The sequence below is a fragment of the Streptococcus mitis genome, assembly GCF_946190275.1.
GTDB lineage: Bacteria > Bacillota > Bacilli > Lactobacillales > Streptococcaceae > Streptococcus > Streptococcus mitis_DC.
The window spans coordinates 182,317-197,678 of sequence record NZ_CAMHZQ010000001.1 but is presented as its reverse complement, the minus strand read 5'-3'; the positions used below and the strand labels follow the sequence as shown (position 1 = coordinate 197,678).

General features: G+C 38.8%; 17 protein-coding genes. 11 read left to right on the top strand and 6 right to left on the bottom strand.

The annotated features are described in order from the left end of the window. The first annotated feature begins 9 nt into the window (after positions 1–9). The 11 genes from secY (at position 10) to N8M20_RS00850 (ending at position 7,560) form a co-directional block, all read left to right on the top strand. Positions 10–1,320 (top strand): preprotein translocase subunit SecY, encoded by a 1,311-nt coding sequence (gene secY, locus N8M20_RS00900; RefSeq protein WP_000465403.1) that lies wholly within the window; start codon positions 10–12, stop codon positions 1,318–1,320. 150 nt (positions 1,321–1,470) lie between these two features. After that, complete coding sequence (locus N8M20_RS00895; RefSeq protein WP_001050436.1) at positions 1,471–2,109, top strand: adenylate kinase; 639 nt, start codon at positions 1,471–1,473, stop codon at positions 2,107–2,109. A 116-nt stretch (positions 2,110–2,225) separates the two neighbouring features. Then, positions 2,226–2,444 (top strand): translation initiation factor IF-1, encoded by a 219-nt coding sequence (gene infA / locus N8M20_RS00890; RefSeq protein ID WP_001029883.1) that lies wholly within the window; start codon positions 2,226–2,228, stop codon positions 2,442–2,444. 24 nt (positions 2,445–2,468) lie between these two features. Next, the gene (rpmJ, locus tag N8M20_RS00885) at positions 2,469–2,585 is read left to right on the top strand and encodes a 50S ribosomal protein L36 (RefSeq protein WP_001808836.1); all 117 of its coding nucleotides are present in this window, start codon (positions 2,469–2,471) and stop codon (positions 2,583–2,585) included. Positions 2,586–2,602: 17 nt separating this feature from the next. Next, positions 2,603–2,968 carry a 30S ribosomal protein S13 gene (gene rpsM, locus N8M20_RS00880; protein ID WP_000090781.1) on the top strand — a complete coding sequence of 122 codons (366 nt, stop codon included), beginning with the start codon at positions 2,603–2,605 and terminating at the stop codon, positions 2,966–2,968. A gap of 17 nt (positions 2,969–2,985) precedes the next feature. Next, positions 2,986–3,369, top strand: coding sequence for a 30S ribosomal protein S11 (gene rpsK, locus N8M20_RS00875; protein WP_001118385.1), 384 nt, complete (start codon positions 2,986–2,988; stop codon positions 3,367–3,369). 42 nt (positions 3,370–3,411) lie between these two features. Then, the gene (locus N8M20_RS00870; RefSeq protein ID WP_000568988.1) at positions 3,412–4,347 is read left to right on the top strand and encodes a DNA-directed RNA polymerase subunit alpha; all 936 of its coding nucleotides are present in this window, start codon (positions 3,412–3,414) and stop codon (positions 4,345–4,347) included. A gap of 11 nt (positions 4,348–4,358) precedes the next feature. Next, positions 4,359–4,745, top strand: coding sequence for a 50S ribosomal protein L17 (gene rplQ / locus N8M20_RS00865; protein ID WP_000331493.1), 387 nt, complete (start codon positions 4,359–4,361; stop codon positions 4,743–4,745). Positions 4,746–5,009: 264 nt separating this feature from the next. Further along, positions 5,010–5,276, top strand: coding sequence for an ACT domain-containing protein (locus tag N8M20_RS00860; protein WP_000644126.1), 267 nt, complete (start codon positions 5,010–5,012; stop codon positions 5,274–5,276). A 9-nt stretch (positions 5,277–5,285) separates the two neighbouring features. Continuing rightward, positions 5,286–6,623: a PFL family protein gene (locus N8M20_RS00855; protein WP_000354901.1), complete on the top strand. Its 1,338-nt coding sequence runs from the start codon at positions 5,286–5,288 to the stop codon at positions 6,621–6,623. Positions 6,624–6,867: 244 nt separating this feature from the next. Further along, positions 6,868–7,560, top strand: a complete 693-nt coding sequence (locus tag N8M20_RS00850) for a histidine phosphatase family protein (protein ID WP_261078732.1) — start codon at positions 6,868–6,870, stop codon at positions 7,558–7,560. 102 nt (positions 7,561–7,662) lie between these two features. Here N8M20_RS00850 and N8M20_RS00845 read toward each other — a convergent pair whose 3' ends face one another. From N8M20_RS00845 to N8M20_RS00820, 6 genes are all read right to left on the bottom strand, one after another. Next, complete coding sequence (locus tag N8M20_RS00845) at positions 7,663–9,321, bottom strand: ABC transporter permease (protein ID WP_261078729.1); 1,659 nt, start codon at positions 9,319–9,321, stop codon at positions 7,663–7,665. Next, entirely contained in the window at positions 9,311–10,402 is a 1,092-nt protein-coding gene (locus tag N8M20_RS00840) for an ABC transporter ATP-binding protein (protein ID WP_261078727.1), read from the bottom strand. Before N8M20_RS00840 ends, N8M20_RS00845 begins: the two co-directional genes overlap by 11 nt. Before the next feature lie 12 nt (positions 10,403–10,414). Then, positions 10,415–11,461: an ABC transporter substrate-binding protein gene (locus N8M20_RS00835; protein ID WP_000731166.1), complete on the bottom strand. Its 1,047-nt coding sequence runs from the start codon at positions 11,459–11,461 to the stop codon at positions 10,415–10,417. A 162-nt stretch (positions 11,462–11,623) separates the two neighbouring features. Beyond that, positions 11,624–12,664: an ABC transporter substrate-binding protein gene (locus tag N8M20_RS00830; RefSeq protein ID WP_261078726.1), complete on the bottom strand. Its 1,041-nt coding sequence runs from the start codon at positions 12,662–12,664 to the stop codon at positions 11,624–11,626. Between the two features lie 216 nt (positions 12,665–12,880). Further along, on the bottom strand, positions 12,881–13,651 hold the full coding sequence (locus tag N8M20_RS00825; protein WP_080980817.1) for a response regulator transcription factor: 771 nt from the start codon (positions 13,649–13,651) through the stop codon (positions 12,881–12,883). Next, entirely contained in the window at positions 13,644–15,293 is a 1,650-nt protein-coding gene (locus tag N8M20_RS00820) for a sensor histidine kinase (protein WP_261078725.1), read from the bottom strand. The genes N8M20_RS00825 and N8M20_RS00820 overlap by 8 nt, the downstream gene beginning before the upstream one ends. Positions 15,294–15,362: the final 69 nt, after the last annotated feature.

The following is a 15,362-nucleotide window of genomic DNA, read 5'->3' as shown; positions in this document are numbered from 1 at the left end:
AGGTGACCTATGTTTTTTAAATTATTAAGAGAAGCTCTTAAAGTCAAGCAGGTTCGATCAAAAATTTTATTTACAATTTTTATCGTTTTGGTCTTTCGTATCGGAACTAGTATTACAGTTCCTGGTGTGAATGCCAATAGCTTGAATGCTTTAAGTGGATTATCCTTCTTAAACATGTTGAGCTTGGTCTCAGGGAATGCCATGAAAAACTTCTCAGTTTTTGCTCTTGGTGTTAGTCCCTACATTACGGCCTCTATCGTTGTCCAACTCTTGCAAATGGATATTTTACCTAAATTTGTAGAGTGGGGTAAACAAGGGGAAGTAGGTCGAAGAAAATTAAATCAAGCTACTCGTTATATTGCTCTTGTTCTAGCCTTTGTGCAATCTATCGGGATTACAGCTGGTTTTAATACTTTGGCTGGAGCTCAATTGTTGAAAACAGCTCTTACTCCACAAGTCTTTATCATGATTGGTATCATCTTAACAGCTGGTAGCATGATTGTGACTTGGTTGGGAGAGCAAATTACAGATAAGGGATACGGAAATGGTGTTTCTATGATTATCTTTGCCGGGATTGTTGCCTCAATTCCAGAGATGATTCAGGGCATCTATGTAGATTACTTTGTGAACGTCCCAAGTAGCCGTATCAACTCATCTATCATTTTCGTAATCATTTTGATAATTACTGTATTGTTGATCATTTATTTTACAACTTATGTTCAACAAGCAGAATACAAAATTCCAATCCAATATACTAAGGTTGCACAAGGTGCTCCATCTAGCTCTTACCTTCCTTTGAAAGTAAACCCTGCTGGAGTTATCCCTGTTATCTTTGCAAGTTCGATTACTGCAGCGCCTGCGGCTATTCTTCAGTTTTTGAGCGCTACAGGTCATGATTGGGCTTGGGTAAGAACAGCACAAGAAATGCTGGCAACAACTTCACCAACTGGTATTGCTATGTATGCTTTATTGATTATTCTCTTTACATTCTTCTATACGTTTGTACAGATTAATCCTGAAAAAGCGGCAGAAAACCTACAAAAGAGCGGTGCCTATATCCATGGAGTTCGTCCTGGTAAAGGTACAGAGGAATATATGTCTAAACTTCTTCGTCGTCTTGCAACTGTTGGTTCTCTCTTCCTTGGTGTGATTTCTATTTTACCGATCGTAGCAAAAGATGTTTTCGGACTTTCAGAAGCAGTTGCTTTTGGAGGAACCAGTCTTTTGATCATTATCTCTACAGGTATTGAAGGAATCAAACAATTGGAAGGTTACCTATTGAAACGTAAGTATGTTGGTTTCATGGATAGAACAGAATAAAAGTATTTACTGAGTCAGTAAATGCTGAGGGAGTGGAGGTTTAAACTCTGACATTTGTGAGAGTTTGGTCTCCCCTCTTCTATTTTGTTTTTAAATAGGGGTGAAAAGATTTTTTGCTTCTATTTAAAAATAAAATAAGGAGATCAAATCATGAATCTTTTGATTATGGGCTTACCTGGTGCAGGTAAGGGAACTCAAGCAGCAAAAATCGTAGAACAATTCCATGTTGCACATATCTCAACAGGTGATATGTTCCGCGCTGCAATGGCAAATCAAACTGAAATGGGTGTTCTTGCTAAGTCATATATTGACAAGGGTGAATTGGTTCCTGACGAAGTTACAAATGGAATCGTAAAAGAACGTCTTTCACAAGATGATATTAAAGAAACAGGATTCTTGTTGGATGGTTACCCACGTACAATCGAACAAGCTCATGCCTTGGACAAAACATTGGCTGAACTTGGCATCGAACTAGAAGGTGTTATCAACATCGAAGTGAATCCAGACAGCCTCTTGGAACGTTTGAGTGGCCGTATCATCCACCGCGTAACTGGAGAAACTTTCCACAAGGTCTTTAACCCACCAGTTGACTATAAAGAAGAAGATTACTACCAACGTGAAGATGATAAGCCTGAGACAGTCAAACGTCGTTTGGATGTGAATATTGCTCAAGGGGAACCAATCATTGCTCACTACCGTGCCAAAGGTTTGGTTCATGACATCGAAGGTAATCAAGATATCAATGATGTCTTCTCAGATATCGAAAAAGTATTGACAAATTTGAAATAAAGCGTTTTTCACACTTGCAAAAATCCGCTACAAATGTTATACTGAGATAGTCTGACTTATAATTGTTGTCTCTGTGTCTAGAGGCATCGAATCGAAATTTATGGAGGTGCTTTTGCGTGGCAAAAGACGATGTGATTGAAGTTGAAGGCAAAGTAGTTGATACAATGCCGAATGCAATGTTTACGGTTGAACTTGAAAATGGACATCAGATTTTAGCAACAGTTTCTGGTAAAATTCGTAAAAACTATATTCGTATTTTAGCGGGAGATCGTGTTACTGTCGAAATGAGTCCATATGACTTGACACGTGGACGTATCACTTACCGCTTTAAATAATCGAAAAACTTGGAGGGATAAGAAATGAAAGTAAGACCATCGGTCAAACCAATTTGCGAATACTGTAAAGTTATTCGTCGTAATGGTCGTGTTATGGTAATTTGCCCAGCAAATCCAAAACACAAACAACGTCAAGGATAAGATAGAAAGGAGAAAACATGGCTCGTATTGCTGGAGTTGACATTCCAAATGACAAACGCGTAGTAATCTCATTGACTTATGTTTATGGTATCGGACTTGCAACATCTAAGAAAATTTTGGCTGCTGCTGGAATCTCAGAAGATGTTCGTGTACGTGATCTTACATCAGATCAAGAAGATGCTATCCGTCGTGAAGTGGATGCAATCAAAGTTGAAGGTGACCTTCGTCGTGAAGTAAACTTGAACATCAAACGTTTGATGGAAATCGGTTCATACCGTGGTATCCGTCACCGTCGTGGACTTCCTGTCCGTGGACAAAACACTAAAAACAACGCTCGCACTCGTAAAGGTAAAGCTGTTGCGATTGCTGGTAAGAAAAAATAATATAGGAGGTAAAAGTCTTGGCTAAACCAACACGTAAACGTCGTGTGAAAAAGAATATCGAATCTGGTATTGCTCATATTCACGCTACATTTAATAACACTATTGTTATGATTACTGATGTGCATGGTAATGCAATTGCTTGGTCATCAGCTGGTGCTCTTGGTTTCAAAGGTTCTCGTAAATCTACACCATTCGCTGCTCAAATGGCTTCTGAAGCTGCTGCTAAATCTGCACAAGAACACGGTCTTAAATCAGTTGAAGTTACTGTAAAAGGTCCAGGTTCTGGTCGTGAGTCAGCTATTCGTGCGCTTGCTGCCGCTGGTCTTGAAGTAACAGCAATTCGTGATGTGACTCCAGTGCCACACAATGGTGCTCGTCCTCCAAAACGTCGCCGTGTATAATCATCGCATTACACTGCTTTTCGTTTAAGAGGGAGTAACTAAATGATCGAGTTTGAAAAACCAAATATAACAAAAATTGATGAAAATAAAGATTATGGCAAGTTTGTAATCGAACCACTTGAACGTGGCTACGGTACAACTCTTGGTAACTCTCTTCGTCGTGTACTTCTAGCTTCTCTACCAGGAGCAGCTGTGACATCTATCAACATTGATGGTGTGTTACATGAGTTTGACACAGTTCCAGGTGTTCGTGAAGACGTGATGCAAATCATTCTGAACATTAAAGGAATTGCAGTGAAATCGTACGTTGAAGACGAAAAAATCATCGAACTGGATGTTGAAGGTCCTGCTGAAGTAACAGCTGGTGACATTTTGACAGATAGCGATATTGAAATTGTAAATCCAGATCATTATCTCTTTACAATCGGTGAAGGTTCTTCTCTAAAAGCGACTATGACTGTTAACAGTGGTCGTGGATATGTACCTGCTGATGAAAATAAAAAGGATAATGCACCAGTTGGAACACTTGCTGTAGATTCTATTTATACACCAGTTACAAAAGTCAACTATCAAGTGGAACCTGCTCGTGTAGGTAGCAATGATGGATTTGACAAATTAACCCTTGAAATCTTGACAAATGGAACAATTATTCCAGAAGATGCTTTAGGGCTTTCAGCACGTATTTTGACAGAACATCTTGATTTGTTTACAAATCTTACTGAGATTGCTAAGTCAACTGAAGTGATGAAAGAAGCTGATACTGAATCTGACGACCGTATTTTGGATCGTACGATTGAGGAACTGGACTTGTCTGTGCGTTCATACAACTGTTTGAAACGTGCCGGTATCAATACTGTGCATGATTTGACAGAAAAATCTGAAGCAGAGATGATGAAAGTACGAAATCTTGGACGCAAGAGTTTGGAAGAAGTGAAACTCAAACTCATTGATTTGGGTCTTGGATTAAAAGATAAATAAAGGAGGAATACATGGCTTACCGTAAACTAGGACGCACTAGCTCACAACGTAAAGCAATGCTTCGCGATTTGACAACTGACCTTTTGATCAACGAATCAATCGTGACAACTGAAGCTCGTGCTAAAGAAATCCGTAAAACTGTTGAAAAAATGATTACTCTAGGTAAACGTGGTGATTTGCATGCACGTCGTCAAGCAGCTGCTTTCGTACGTAATGAAATCGCATCTGAAAACTATGATGAAGCAACTGATAAGTACACTTCTACTACAGCACTTCAAAAATTGTTCTCAGAAATCGCACCTCGTTATGCTGAACGTAACGGTGGATACACTCGTATCCTTAAAACTGAACCACGTCGTGGTGATGCAGCGCCAATGGCGATCATCGAATTAGTATAAAATCATCAATTTTGTTGAGTGTTATGATGATGGAGTCTTGTGCTCTTAGTCTAGCTCTGGTCTACCGCTAGGATTTTGGTCCTAGCGGGAACACTCATCATAAGTTGGGATAGTAGACGCTTGTTTACGAAATTGTTTTTTTCTTAAGAACAACTTCGTAAGCAGGCGTTTTTGAGTATTTTAGTTAGAATTATGCTATACTATTTAAGAAGAAATCTGCTGAATGTTCAGGTTTCCTATTTTAAGAAGAATTGGAGTTTGCTTATGAAAGCGATTATAACTGTTGTTGGTAAAGATAAATCTGGAATTGTTGCAGGTGTTTCTGGTAAAATTGCAGAATTGGGTTTGAATATTGATGATATCTCTCAAACTGTTTTGGATGAATATTTCACGATGATGGCTGTTGTATCTAGTGATGAAAAGCAGGATTTTACTTATCTGCGAAATGAGTTTGAAACTTTTGGGCAAACTTTGAATGTAAAAATCAATATTCAGAGTGCAGCGATTTTCGAAGCTATGTATAATATCTAGGAGGTGCATATGGATATTAGACAAGTTACTGAAACCATTGCCATGATTGAGGAGCAAAACTTCGATATCAGAACTATTACCATGGGGATTTCCCTATTAGACTGTATTGATCCAGATATCAATCGTGCTGCGGAGAAAATTTATCAAAAGATTACGACCAAGGCAGCTAATTTAGTGGCTGTTGGCGATGAAATTGCAGCTGAGTTGGGAATTCCTATCGTTAATAAGCGTGTATCGGTGACTCCTATTTCTCTGATTGGAGCAGCGACCGATGCGACGGACTACGTGGTTCTGGCAAAAGCGCTTGATAAGGCTGCGAAAGAGATTGGAGTGGACTTTATTGGTGGTTTCTCTGCCTTGGTACAAAAAGGTTATCAAAAGGGAGATGAGATTCTCATCAATTCTATTCCTCGCGCGTTGGCTGAAACGGACAAGGTCTGCTCGTCAGTCAATATCGGCTCAACCAAGTCTGGTATTAATATGACAGCTGTCGCAGATATGGGACGAGTTATCAAGGAAACGGCTAATCTATCAGATATGGGAGCGGCCAAGTTGGTTGTATTCGCTAATGCTGTTGAGGACAATCCATTTATGGCGGGTGCCTTCCATGGTGTTGGGGAGGCAGATGTTATCATCAATGTCGGAGTTTCCGGTCCTGGTGTGGTGAAACGTGCCTTGGAAAAAGTTCGTGGACAGAGCTTTGATGTAGTCGCCGAAACAGTTAAGAAAACTGCCTTTAAAATCACTCGTATCGGTCAATTGGTTGGTCAAATGGCCAGTGAGAGACTGGGTGTGGAGTTTGGTATTGTGGACTTGAGTTTGGCGCCAACTCCTGCGGTTGGAGATTCTGTGGCACGTGTCCTTGAGGAAATGGGGCTAGAGACAGTTGGAACACACGGGACGACGGCTGCCTTGGCACTCTTGAACGACCAAGTTAAGAAGGGTGGAGTTATGGCCTGCAACCAAGTCGGTGGTTTGTCTGGTGCCTTTATTCCTGTTTCCGAGGATGAGGGGATGATTGCTGCAGTGCAAAATGGCTCTCTTAATTTGGAAAAACTAGAAGCTATGACGGCTATCTGTTCCGTTGGTTTGGATATGATTGCCATTCCTGAGGATACACCAGCTGAAACCATTGCGGCTATGATTGCGGATGAAGCTGCAATTGGTGTTATTAACATGAAAACAACAGCTGTTCGTATCATTCCCAAAGGAAAAGAGGGCGATATGATTGAATTTGGTGGCCTATTAGGTACTGCACCTGTTATGAAGGTTAATGGAGCTTCATCTGTTGATTTCATCTCTCGTGGAGGACAAATCCCAGCACCAATTCATAGTTTTAAAAATTAAGAAAATAAGAGAAATTTTAAGTTCTATTTAAGGTTAGCTGTGTATACTATAATCATTAAATAAAGACCTCCTAATATTATTTGAAACAGATAACACTGATTTAGTTTGAATTTGATTTTCATCTAATATCTTTATTTAATAGAACTCCTAAACTTTTTCATAATAATCTCCTGCAAAAGTCGCCTGTATGGGTGGCTTTTGTTTTATCATCCATGTTATAATAGAAGCAAACGGAGGACGGAAAATGGTAAAAGTACGATTGTATTTGGTACGTCATGGCAAGACCATGTTTAACACGATTGGTCGCGCGCAAGGTTGGAGCGATACTCCCTTAACAGCTGAAGGTGAACGAGGTATTCAAGAATTAGGAATCGGTTTGCGAGAATCTGGTCTACAGTTTGAGCGCGCTTATTCGAGTGATTCTGGGCGCACCATTCAGACCATGGGGATTATCCTTGATGAACTTGGCTTGCAGGGGAAAATCCCTTACCGCATGGACAAGCGTATCAGAGAATGGTGTTTCGGTAGTTTTGATGGAGCCTACGATGGTGATCTTTTCATGGGCATTATTCCTCGCATCTTTAATGTGGACCATGTTCACCAATTGTCTTATGCTGAACTGGCTGAGGGCTTGGTAGAGGTTGATACAGCTGGTTGGGCTGAAGGCTGGGAAAAACTCAGTGGCCGAATCAAGGAAGGTTTTGAAGCAATTGCCAAAGAAATGGAAGAACAAGGTGGGGGCAATGCTCTTGTCGTGAGCCACGGAATGACCATTGGAACCATTGTTTATCTGATTAATGGCATGCATCCGCATGGTCTAGATAATGGTAGCGTGACGATCCTTGAATATGAGGACGGCCAGTTTAGCGTAGAAATTGTCGGCGACCGTAGTTACCGAGAACTAGGACGGGAGAAGATGGAAGAAGCCTCTATTTAATCAGTCTAGACTTGCTTGCCATGAGCTAGGAATTTGATAAGAATATCAAGATAAGAAAAAACAGCCGAGGGTAATCCTTTCGGCTGTTTTTGATGGGGAAAACTAAAGTGTAATGCTATTGCTTTTAGAGATTTTCATAAACAAGAGCAAGGAACCTACTGTTAGAACAGTCAGGATAGTTGACAAGGCTGCGGCTACACCGTAATTCCCTCTGAGAACCTCTGTATAAATAGCTACAGTCATTGTTCTTGTTTTGACATTGTAGAGGAGGATAGAAGTAGAGAGTTCTGAAATCATTGTGACCCAAGATAGGATGGCTCCAGAAATAATACCAGATAGCATCATTGGAGTTGTAATCTTAGCAAAGGTATTGAGACGACTACTTCCTAAGCTCTCAGCGGCTTCTTCAATACTTGGTGCTATTTGTTGCAAGCTAGCAACAGATGAGCGAATAGTATAAGGCAATCTTCTGACAGATAGGGACATGATCAAGATGAAAGCTGTCCCTGTAATCATAAGAAATCCACTTCCAAATAGGCCAGTATTGAAGGAAGAAATGAAGGCAATCCCTAGAACGGTTCCTGGTACAATATAAGGGACCATACTGAGGCTGTCAATTAAGTTTGTAAACAAATTCCGTTTTCTAACGGCTAGGTAGGAGATAAATGTTGCGAATAGGACAACTAGAACTAAGGCAATCAAAGGGATACGAATGGTATTGAAAATAGCAGATCCCATACGATTGAAAGCTACCTTGTAACTGTTTAGAGAATAGCCTTTGACAAATACCATACCTGATGTTTTTAGGAAAGAAGTATAAATCAAGTAGACTTGAGGTAGAACAGAGAACAAGATAATTCCGTAGACTGTTGCATAAATGGCAGCCATTTTTCCTTTTGTAGTTTTTTTAGGCTCAATTGGATGGAGCGAATTCATGCTGAAACTGTAGCGATTTGAAATGTATTTTTGGATAAGGAAAATCGCCAAGGCAATGATAATCGCCATAATTGCTAAAGCAGATGCAAAAGCAGAATTTCCTCCAACCTCGCTAATGAATTGGGTATAAATCAGGACAGGGAAAGTCCGATATCCTTCACCAATTAACATCGGTGTTCCAAAGTCTGAGAATGCTCTCATAAATACAAGCAGGGCAGCAGCCAGTAAGGTTGGAACTAGAAGAGGTAAAACAACCGTTACGATACGCTTAAATCCGAAGGAACCCATGCTTTCAGCGGCTTCAAGTAGAGAATTGTCAATACTTTTCATTGTCCCAGCAACGTATAGAAATACCAGTGGGAATAGTTGCAGTGTAAAGACAAGTACAATTCCTTTGAATCCATAAATATCAATAGCTGGAAGATGAAGGGTATTTGTCAGGAATTTAGTAATGACCCCATTTCGTCCCAGCAAGAGAATCCAGGAGTAGGCTCCCACGAAAGGAGCTGACATGGAAGCAATGATAATTAATATTTGTAGAAATTTCTTTCCCTTGAAGTCATACATGGAAAAGAGATAAGCTAATAGGGTTCCTACAACTAAGGAAGTGACAGTAGCGGTAATGGAAACCTTGAAACTGTTGATTAGTGTCTCAGAGTAGTAGGCTTTACTAAAGAAAGTGACAAAATTAGCTAGTGAGAATTGTCCTTCATGTATGAGTGCTTGCTTGAGCACGGTAACGATAGGATAAACGAGAAAGACAAGATAGGTAAGAAAGATGAAGAAAGAGGAGGCTGTCCAAATATTTAGTTTTTTACGTTCCATGGTTGACTCCTTTTATCAGGTTTTGGGAACCATCTGCAGAAAAGACGTTTAATTTTTGAGTATTGATTCGTAGACGAATACGATCGCCTTTTTGTAGATCTTCTTCAAAAGTTGATTCTTCGCTAACTTGAATTTTTGAGGCAAATCCTGTTTCAATGAAATACTCCGTATTTAGTCCAAGATAGACGCTATCGCTAATAGTTCCTTCAATATCTCCAGATTCATCTTTAATGAATTCTTCAGGACGAATACTTACATGAATAGCTTGTGCTTCAGCCTGATCAAGGGCTGACATTCGAAGGGCATAGCCATCTGAAAAGACGATATAAGCGCCGTCGCTCCGTTTTTCAAGAGTGGCAGGGATAATATTTGTGCGTCCGATAAAGGTTGCTACAAACTCATTAGCTGGTTTATGATAGAGTTCTTTTGGTCGGCCGATTTGTTGGATGACTCCGTCTTTCATAACAGCAATTTGATCTGAAATAGCCATGGCTTCTTCTTGGTCGTGGGTTACATAAACGGTTGTAATTCCCACTTCGTGTTGGATTTCTCGAATGGCTTGACGCATATCCAAGCGAAGTTTGGCATCTAGGTTACTAAGTGGCTCGTCCATGAGGAGAACACTTGGATTAACAGCTAAGGCGCGTGCCAAGGCGACACGTTGTTGTTGTCCACCACTGAGTTTATCGGGCTTGCGATCCGCATATTGAGCAATTTGCATGAGTTCGAGATACTTGTTGGTTTGTTGGACCAATTCTTCTTTTGGAACCTTCTTTTGCTTGAGACCAAAAGCGACATTATCTCGGACAGTCAAATGTGGGAAAATAGCGTAGTTTTGGAAAACCATCCCGATATTGCGTTTGCTGGGTTCCATATTATTGATTTTTGTATCATCAAAGTAAAATTCTCCGCCTTCGATACTGTTGAAACCTGCAATCATACGAAGAAGAGTCGTTTTCCCACAACCTGAAGGCCCAAGAAGGGTAAAGAGACTTCCTTTTGGAATTGTAATGTTCAAATTCTCAATAACAGGGACATCGTGGTAGATTTTTTTGGCGTTAATAATTTTGATCTCACTCATAGTGAACCTCTTTTACTGTTTAGATTGGATATCTGTAAAGACTTCGTTGTATTTCTTAACGATATCTGATTTATTCTTGATGACATAATCATAATCTTCAGTGAGTGTTTTGATTTTGTCAATTGGTTTCATATTTTCGCTTGTTTTAGCATTTTTACGAACAGGACGGTTAGTAGTGGTTGTACCAAGTGTATCTTGTACTTCTTGAGAGATAATAAAATCGATAAATTTCTTGGCATTTTCCATATTTTTCGCTTTTTTAACGATAGCAGCACTAGCAGGTAGGAAGACGGTTCCTTCTTTTGGATAGACTACCTTAATGTTAGCTCCGTCATTTAAGAGTTTAACTGCTGGATCTTCATAAGAGAGACCAACAGCCATTTCTCCGTCAGCGACTGCTTTATAGACACCAGATGAGCTTGAACCGATTTTACCATCAATAAGTGTGAAGAGATCTTTTACATAAGACCAAGCTTTATCGTCTTTGTAACCACCTTGAGCTTGGAGCATATTTGTTAATTGAGCAAAGGCGCTAGAAGAGTTTGCTGGGTCAGCAGTTGCGATTTTTCCTTTTAGTTCAGGTTTGAGAAGGTCGCTATATCCTTCGATGTTCATGCCTTTCGTTAAATCAGGATTGACGATTAAAACACTACCATCCAGTGTATAAGGAGTAGAGTAGCCAGTTGTGTTTTGATATTCTTTGATAACATTATCATTTTCTTTTGAAGTATAGTTTTCAAAGAGTTCTCCGTGGGTAGCATATTGCGTATAAGAACCACCAAAGATGACATCGGCTACAGGAGCTTCTTTTTCTGACTCTAGTTTTTTGAAAAGTTCTCCAGTACCAGCTTGAATCAGTTCTACTTTGATACCATATTTTTCTTCAAAGGCAGGAATAGTTGCTCCGATTAAGCCCTCTGAGTTTGGTGAATAAACGACTAGCGAACCGCCGTCTCCTTTATCAGATGAACCGCCATCGGCAGATTCATTAGAAGAACAAGCAGCAAGACCAAAAAGAGCTAGTCCGCAAGCAGCATAATACATCCATTTCTTTTTCATGATGGATACCTCCGTTATGTTATTTAAGTTTATTTTAAAACAATGTAAGCGTTTTTAAAACCGATAATTCTATTCTATTAGAGTAAAATTCTCTACAAAAACGGAAGTAATCTTTTTGACTTTATAGTAGGGTTTGACAGTTAATCATTGGAAAGTCAAATTTTATTTTTTAGATTGGATATCTGTAAAAATATCATTGTACTTTTTAAGAATGGCAGATTTGTTTTTAATGACATAATCGGAATCTTCATTGGCAATATTGATTTCTGTCATAGCCTTCATATTTTTATTAGTTTTAGCATTTTTACGAATGGGTCTAATTGTTGTTTCAGTTCCTAGCTTATCTTGGATTTCTTGAGAAAGGAGGAAGTCGATAAACTTCTTAGCATTTTCCATGTGTTTGGCATTTTTGACGATAGCCGCGTTACCAGGTAAAAAGACGGTTCCTTCTTTTGGATAAATGACTTTTACATCAACTCCATCATTTAAGAGTTTTAAGGCAGGATCTTCATAGGTGAGTCCTACGGCCATTTCTCCATCGGCGACAGCTTTGTAAACATTTGAAGAGCTAGATGCAATCTTTCCATCTACTAGGGTAAATAGATTTTTTACATAGTTCCAAGCCTGTTCATTTTCGTATCCACCTTGATCGACAAGCATGTTTGTTAATTGAGCAAAGGCGCTAGAAGCATTACTTGGATCAGCAGTAGCAATTTTACCTTTTAATTTAGGATTGAGTAGATCATTGTAGCCTTCAATTTTAATATCTTTTGTAAGAGCTGAATTGGCAATGATGACACTGACATCAAGTGTATAAGGCGTGTAGAATCCAGTTTTATTTTGATATTCAGGGATTATCTGGTCGTTCTCTTGAGAAATATAAGGTTCAAAAAGATTTTCGTTAGAAGAGAAGAGGGCGTAGGAGCCTCCGAAAATGACATCGGCTACAGGCGATTCTTTTTCAGCCTCAGCTTTTTTGAACAATTCACCAGTGCTGGCTTGTACTAAGTCAACCTTAATACCATATTTTTCTTCGAAGGCTGGGATTGTTTCTTCGATAAGGTCTTCAGGGTTAGGCGAGTAGACAACCAAAGTGTTATCTGAATCTTTTTCAGCGCTAGTTTCCGCTTCTATAGGCGAAGAACATCCTGATAAAGAAAGGAATATCCAGCTACAAGAGAGAAAGAATAGTATTTTTTTCATAAGTATCTCCTTTTTTTACGAACATTTTCTCTACCTAGATTGTTAATGTTTTTAAATTGTAGAGTTCTACAGAATATAATAAAAACCTTAAAGAAATCTAAAACGGGAAATAGAAAATGGGTGTCTCGAGCAAGGATGGGTAAACTGTAGCTGGGATTTCGATGAGAAGTATAAAATAAAAAGATTGCTACAATAGAGTTGAGCAATCCTTTTACATCAATGGTTTTTATCCATAAGTTTTAATTCTTTTGGAGAAATATGGAGATACTTTTTAAAAACTTTGGCAAAATATTTATAGTCTGAAAATCCAACTTGTTCAGAGATATCGCTTAAGGGGGAGTTTGGAGACTCAGCCATTTTATCTATAGCTTGCTTGAGGCGGTAGCGTAAGATATATTCATTTAGCGTCATTGGGAAGTCTTCTTTGATAACCTTGTATAGATAACTTTCGCTATACCCTAGATTCTCTGCAATGGTAGAAATGGTAAAGTGCATGCAGTAGTGTTGATGAACAAATTCCAGAATTTGCTGAATGATTTGGTTTTGTGTATCCACTTGTTGGATAGAGGTGAGTAAAGTTTGATATTCTTCTAAAAAAGGAGTTTCTTGATAAGTGCTAACTCGTAATCGCAAAACAATTTTTTGAAGACATTCTGTCAATTCCTTGGTATCAATTGGTTTGGATAGAAAATCAACTGCCCCATATTGCATGGCTTTTTTGGCATTTTGAAAATCGTTATAACCTGATAAGATAACTTTTTCATAGGAGAGAGTACGAGTGGCTTCGAACATCATGAAAGCATCCATAATTGGCATGGTGATGTCTGTTAAGACAATATGAGGTTCTTTTTCTTGGATGAGTTTCATACCCTCTTGACCGTGACTGGCAGTTCCTACGACTTGGATACCTAAGGCAGAGTAGTCTACGGCAATCTCTAGCCATTTTCGAATGAGGTGTTCATCTTCTACGATGATGAGCTTAAACATGAGTTAGTCCTTTCGTTACAAATTTGACCCAAGTTTCTCCTTGGCGATTGACTCCTAAATCTAGCTGGACATCAGAAAAGAAATTGCTCAATCGTTTGTAGCTGTTAACGATACCATGCTGGGTATGAGGGCTTTCTAAAGAATCTAAAATAGCGAGTCGCTCTTGTTTTGTGAGTCCTCCAGCATTATCCTTGACCAAAAAAGTCAGAGAATCTGCTTCCAAGGTAATGTGGATATCAATATGAAGATCAATACGGTATTGCATCCCATATTTTATAGCATTTTCTACTAGAGGAAGCAAGAAAAGCTTAGGGATAGGCTGATTATCGACAGTTTCTGGACAGACAATATCATAAGTAAAGTGCTCGAAACGAATCTTATGAATCATAAGGTAATCCTCTATAATCTTTAAATCCTGACAAATGGTTGTCTCTTTTTCTAAATCGGTGATACTGTAGCGAAGAATGCGCGTGAGATTTTGAATTAGGTCTTGTGTGAGAGCGGCATCCATTAAAGAAGTGATTTTAATCGTCTCAAGTGTATTGTAGAGAAAATGAGGATTGAACTGAGCTTCCAGCATTTTTCTTTCAAAAATCCACTTTTCTTTTTCGATGGTCAACATTTTTTGATGAAGTTGATCTAATTCGTACAACATATTGTTGATTTTTTCTGCCATAAACTCAAACTCATCACCTGTTTGTAGAAAAAGCCTTTTTTCTGCTTGTTTGGGAATTTCTTGAAGTTGGTAAACCAAACTTTCAATAGGAACAGCGTTGTGTGTGGCAATTTTATGAGCAATTCGTCTTGCTTGCCAGAAGTAGAGGAAGAATATACATAAGGTGAGAATGGAGGCTAGACCGAGTAAGCTAGGAATGGGAAAGAAGGATTGAAAAGTATAGATTGAAAAAATAGCACCGACTTTTTCTTTTTGAACAATAAGCGGTTCATTCGCATACCAGTGGGTGCGAGAGTGTAGGAGTTTTTCATCAAATTTTTCAAGAGTGGAGCGAGTGAACTGATTTGTATTGTTAGAAAACATATTTCCAAAGCTATCGGTAATGATGTATTTAGAATTGATCATTGGGAAACTTGAGATGAAATCATTCTCATTTACGAAAGCAATAGTATAGGCCTTAACTCGTTGATTTTGAAGTAGTGGTTTGATAAAGAGTGTGTAGTGTTGCTTGTCTGAAGAGAGTGCAATTTTTTCTGTCACTTTTTCTTGAGAAGGATTTTGAATGAGCAGTTTTAGATAGTAGGGAGATAAAATACTTTCTTGATGATTTCGATTGGTACTAAATAGTAATTCACCTGTATCACTTAGGATAATGAGGTCAGAACTAAGTTTTAATTTAGCTTTTGTCTCGTAAAATAAGCTAAAGACTTCTCGCTCTGTGTGTTTGCCATCCAAAAATCCAGGAATCATTTTATGGTTCATAGTAGTCAGGAGTTCATTATTTGCTTCTTTCATTTCTTGAACCTGTTTGACAATCTGTCTCGTATCTTTGGAGAGTTGTTGCTTTTGTAAAAAATAGGAAAAGCCAAAAAGTAAAATGAGTAGTAAAAGTGAGGTCACAAAGGCTGCGATAGAGCTTCTATGGAGAATTTCTTTTTGGAGAGATTTTTTAAAGGAATGAGACATCCGCTACCTCCTTGGAAGGGTTTTCTGTTATAAGTATAGCAGTTTAAAAATTCTAGAGCAAGGTAAAAT

Coding starts and splice junctions, on each gene's coding strand:
- secY (WP_000465403.1), top strand. CDS start 10: ATGTTTTTTAAATTATTAAGAGAAGCTCTTAAAGTCAAGCAGGTTCGA.
- N8M20_RS00895 (WP_001050436.1), top strand. CDS start 1,471: ATGAATCTTTTGATTATGGGCTTACCTGGTGCAGGTAAGGGAACTCAA.
- rpmJ (WP_001808836.1), top strand. CDS start 2,469: ATGAAAGTAAGACCATCGGTCAAACCAATTTGCGAATACTGTAAAGTT.
- rpsM (WP_000090781.1), top strand. CDS start 2,603: ATGGCTCGTATTGCTGGAGTTGACATTCCAAATGACAAACGCGTAGTA.
- N8M20_RS00870 (WP_000568988.1), top strand. CDS start 3,412: ATGATCGAGTTTGAAAAACCAAATATAACAAAAATTGATGAAAATAAA.
- rplQ (WP_000331493.1), top strand. CDS start 4,359: ATGGCTTACCGTAAACTAGGACGCACTAGCTCACAACGTAAAGCAATG.
- N8M20_RS00860 (WP_000644126.1), top strand. CDS start 5,010: ATGAAAGCGATTATAACTGTTGTTGGTAAAGATAAATCTGGAATTGTT.
- N8M20_RS00855 (WP_000354901.1), top strand. CDS start 5,286: ATGGATATTAGACAAGTTACTGAAACCATTGCCATGATTGAGGAGCAA.
- N8M20_RS00850 (WP_261078732.1), top strand. CDS start 6,868: ATGGTAAAAGTACGATTGTATTTGGTACGTCATGGCAAGACCATGTTT.
- N8M20_RS00845 (WP_261078729.1), bottom strand. CDS start 9,321: ATGGAACGTAAAAAACTAAATATTTGGACAGCCTCCTCTTTCTTCATC.
- N8M20_RS00840 (WP_261078727.1), bottom strand. CDS start 10,402: ATGAGTGAGATCAAAATTATTAACGCCAAAAAAATCTACCACGATGTC.
- N8M20_RS00835 (WP_000731166.1), bottom strand. CDS start 11,461: ATGAAAAAGAAATGGATGTATTATGCTGCTTGCGGACTAGCTCTTTTT.
- N8M20_RS00830 (WP_261078726.1), bottom strand. CDS start 12,664: ATGAAAAAAATACTATTCTTTCTCTCTTGTAGCTGGATATTCCTTTCT.
- N8M20_RS00825 (WP_080980817.1), bottom strand. CDS start 13,651: ATGTTTAAGCTCATCATCGTAGAAGATGAACACCTCATTCGAAAATGG.
- N8M20_RS00820 (WP_261078725.1), bottom strand. CDS start 15,293: ATGTCTCATTCCTTTAAAAAATCTCTCCAAAAAGAAATTCTCCATAGA.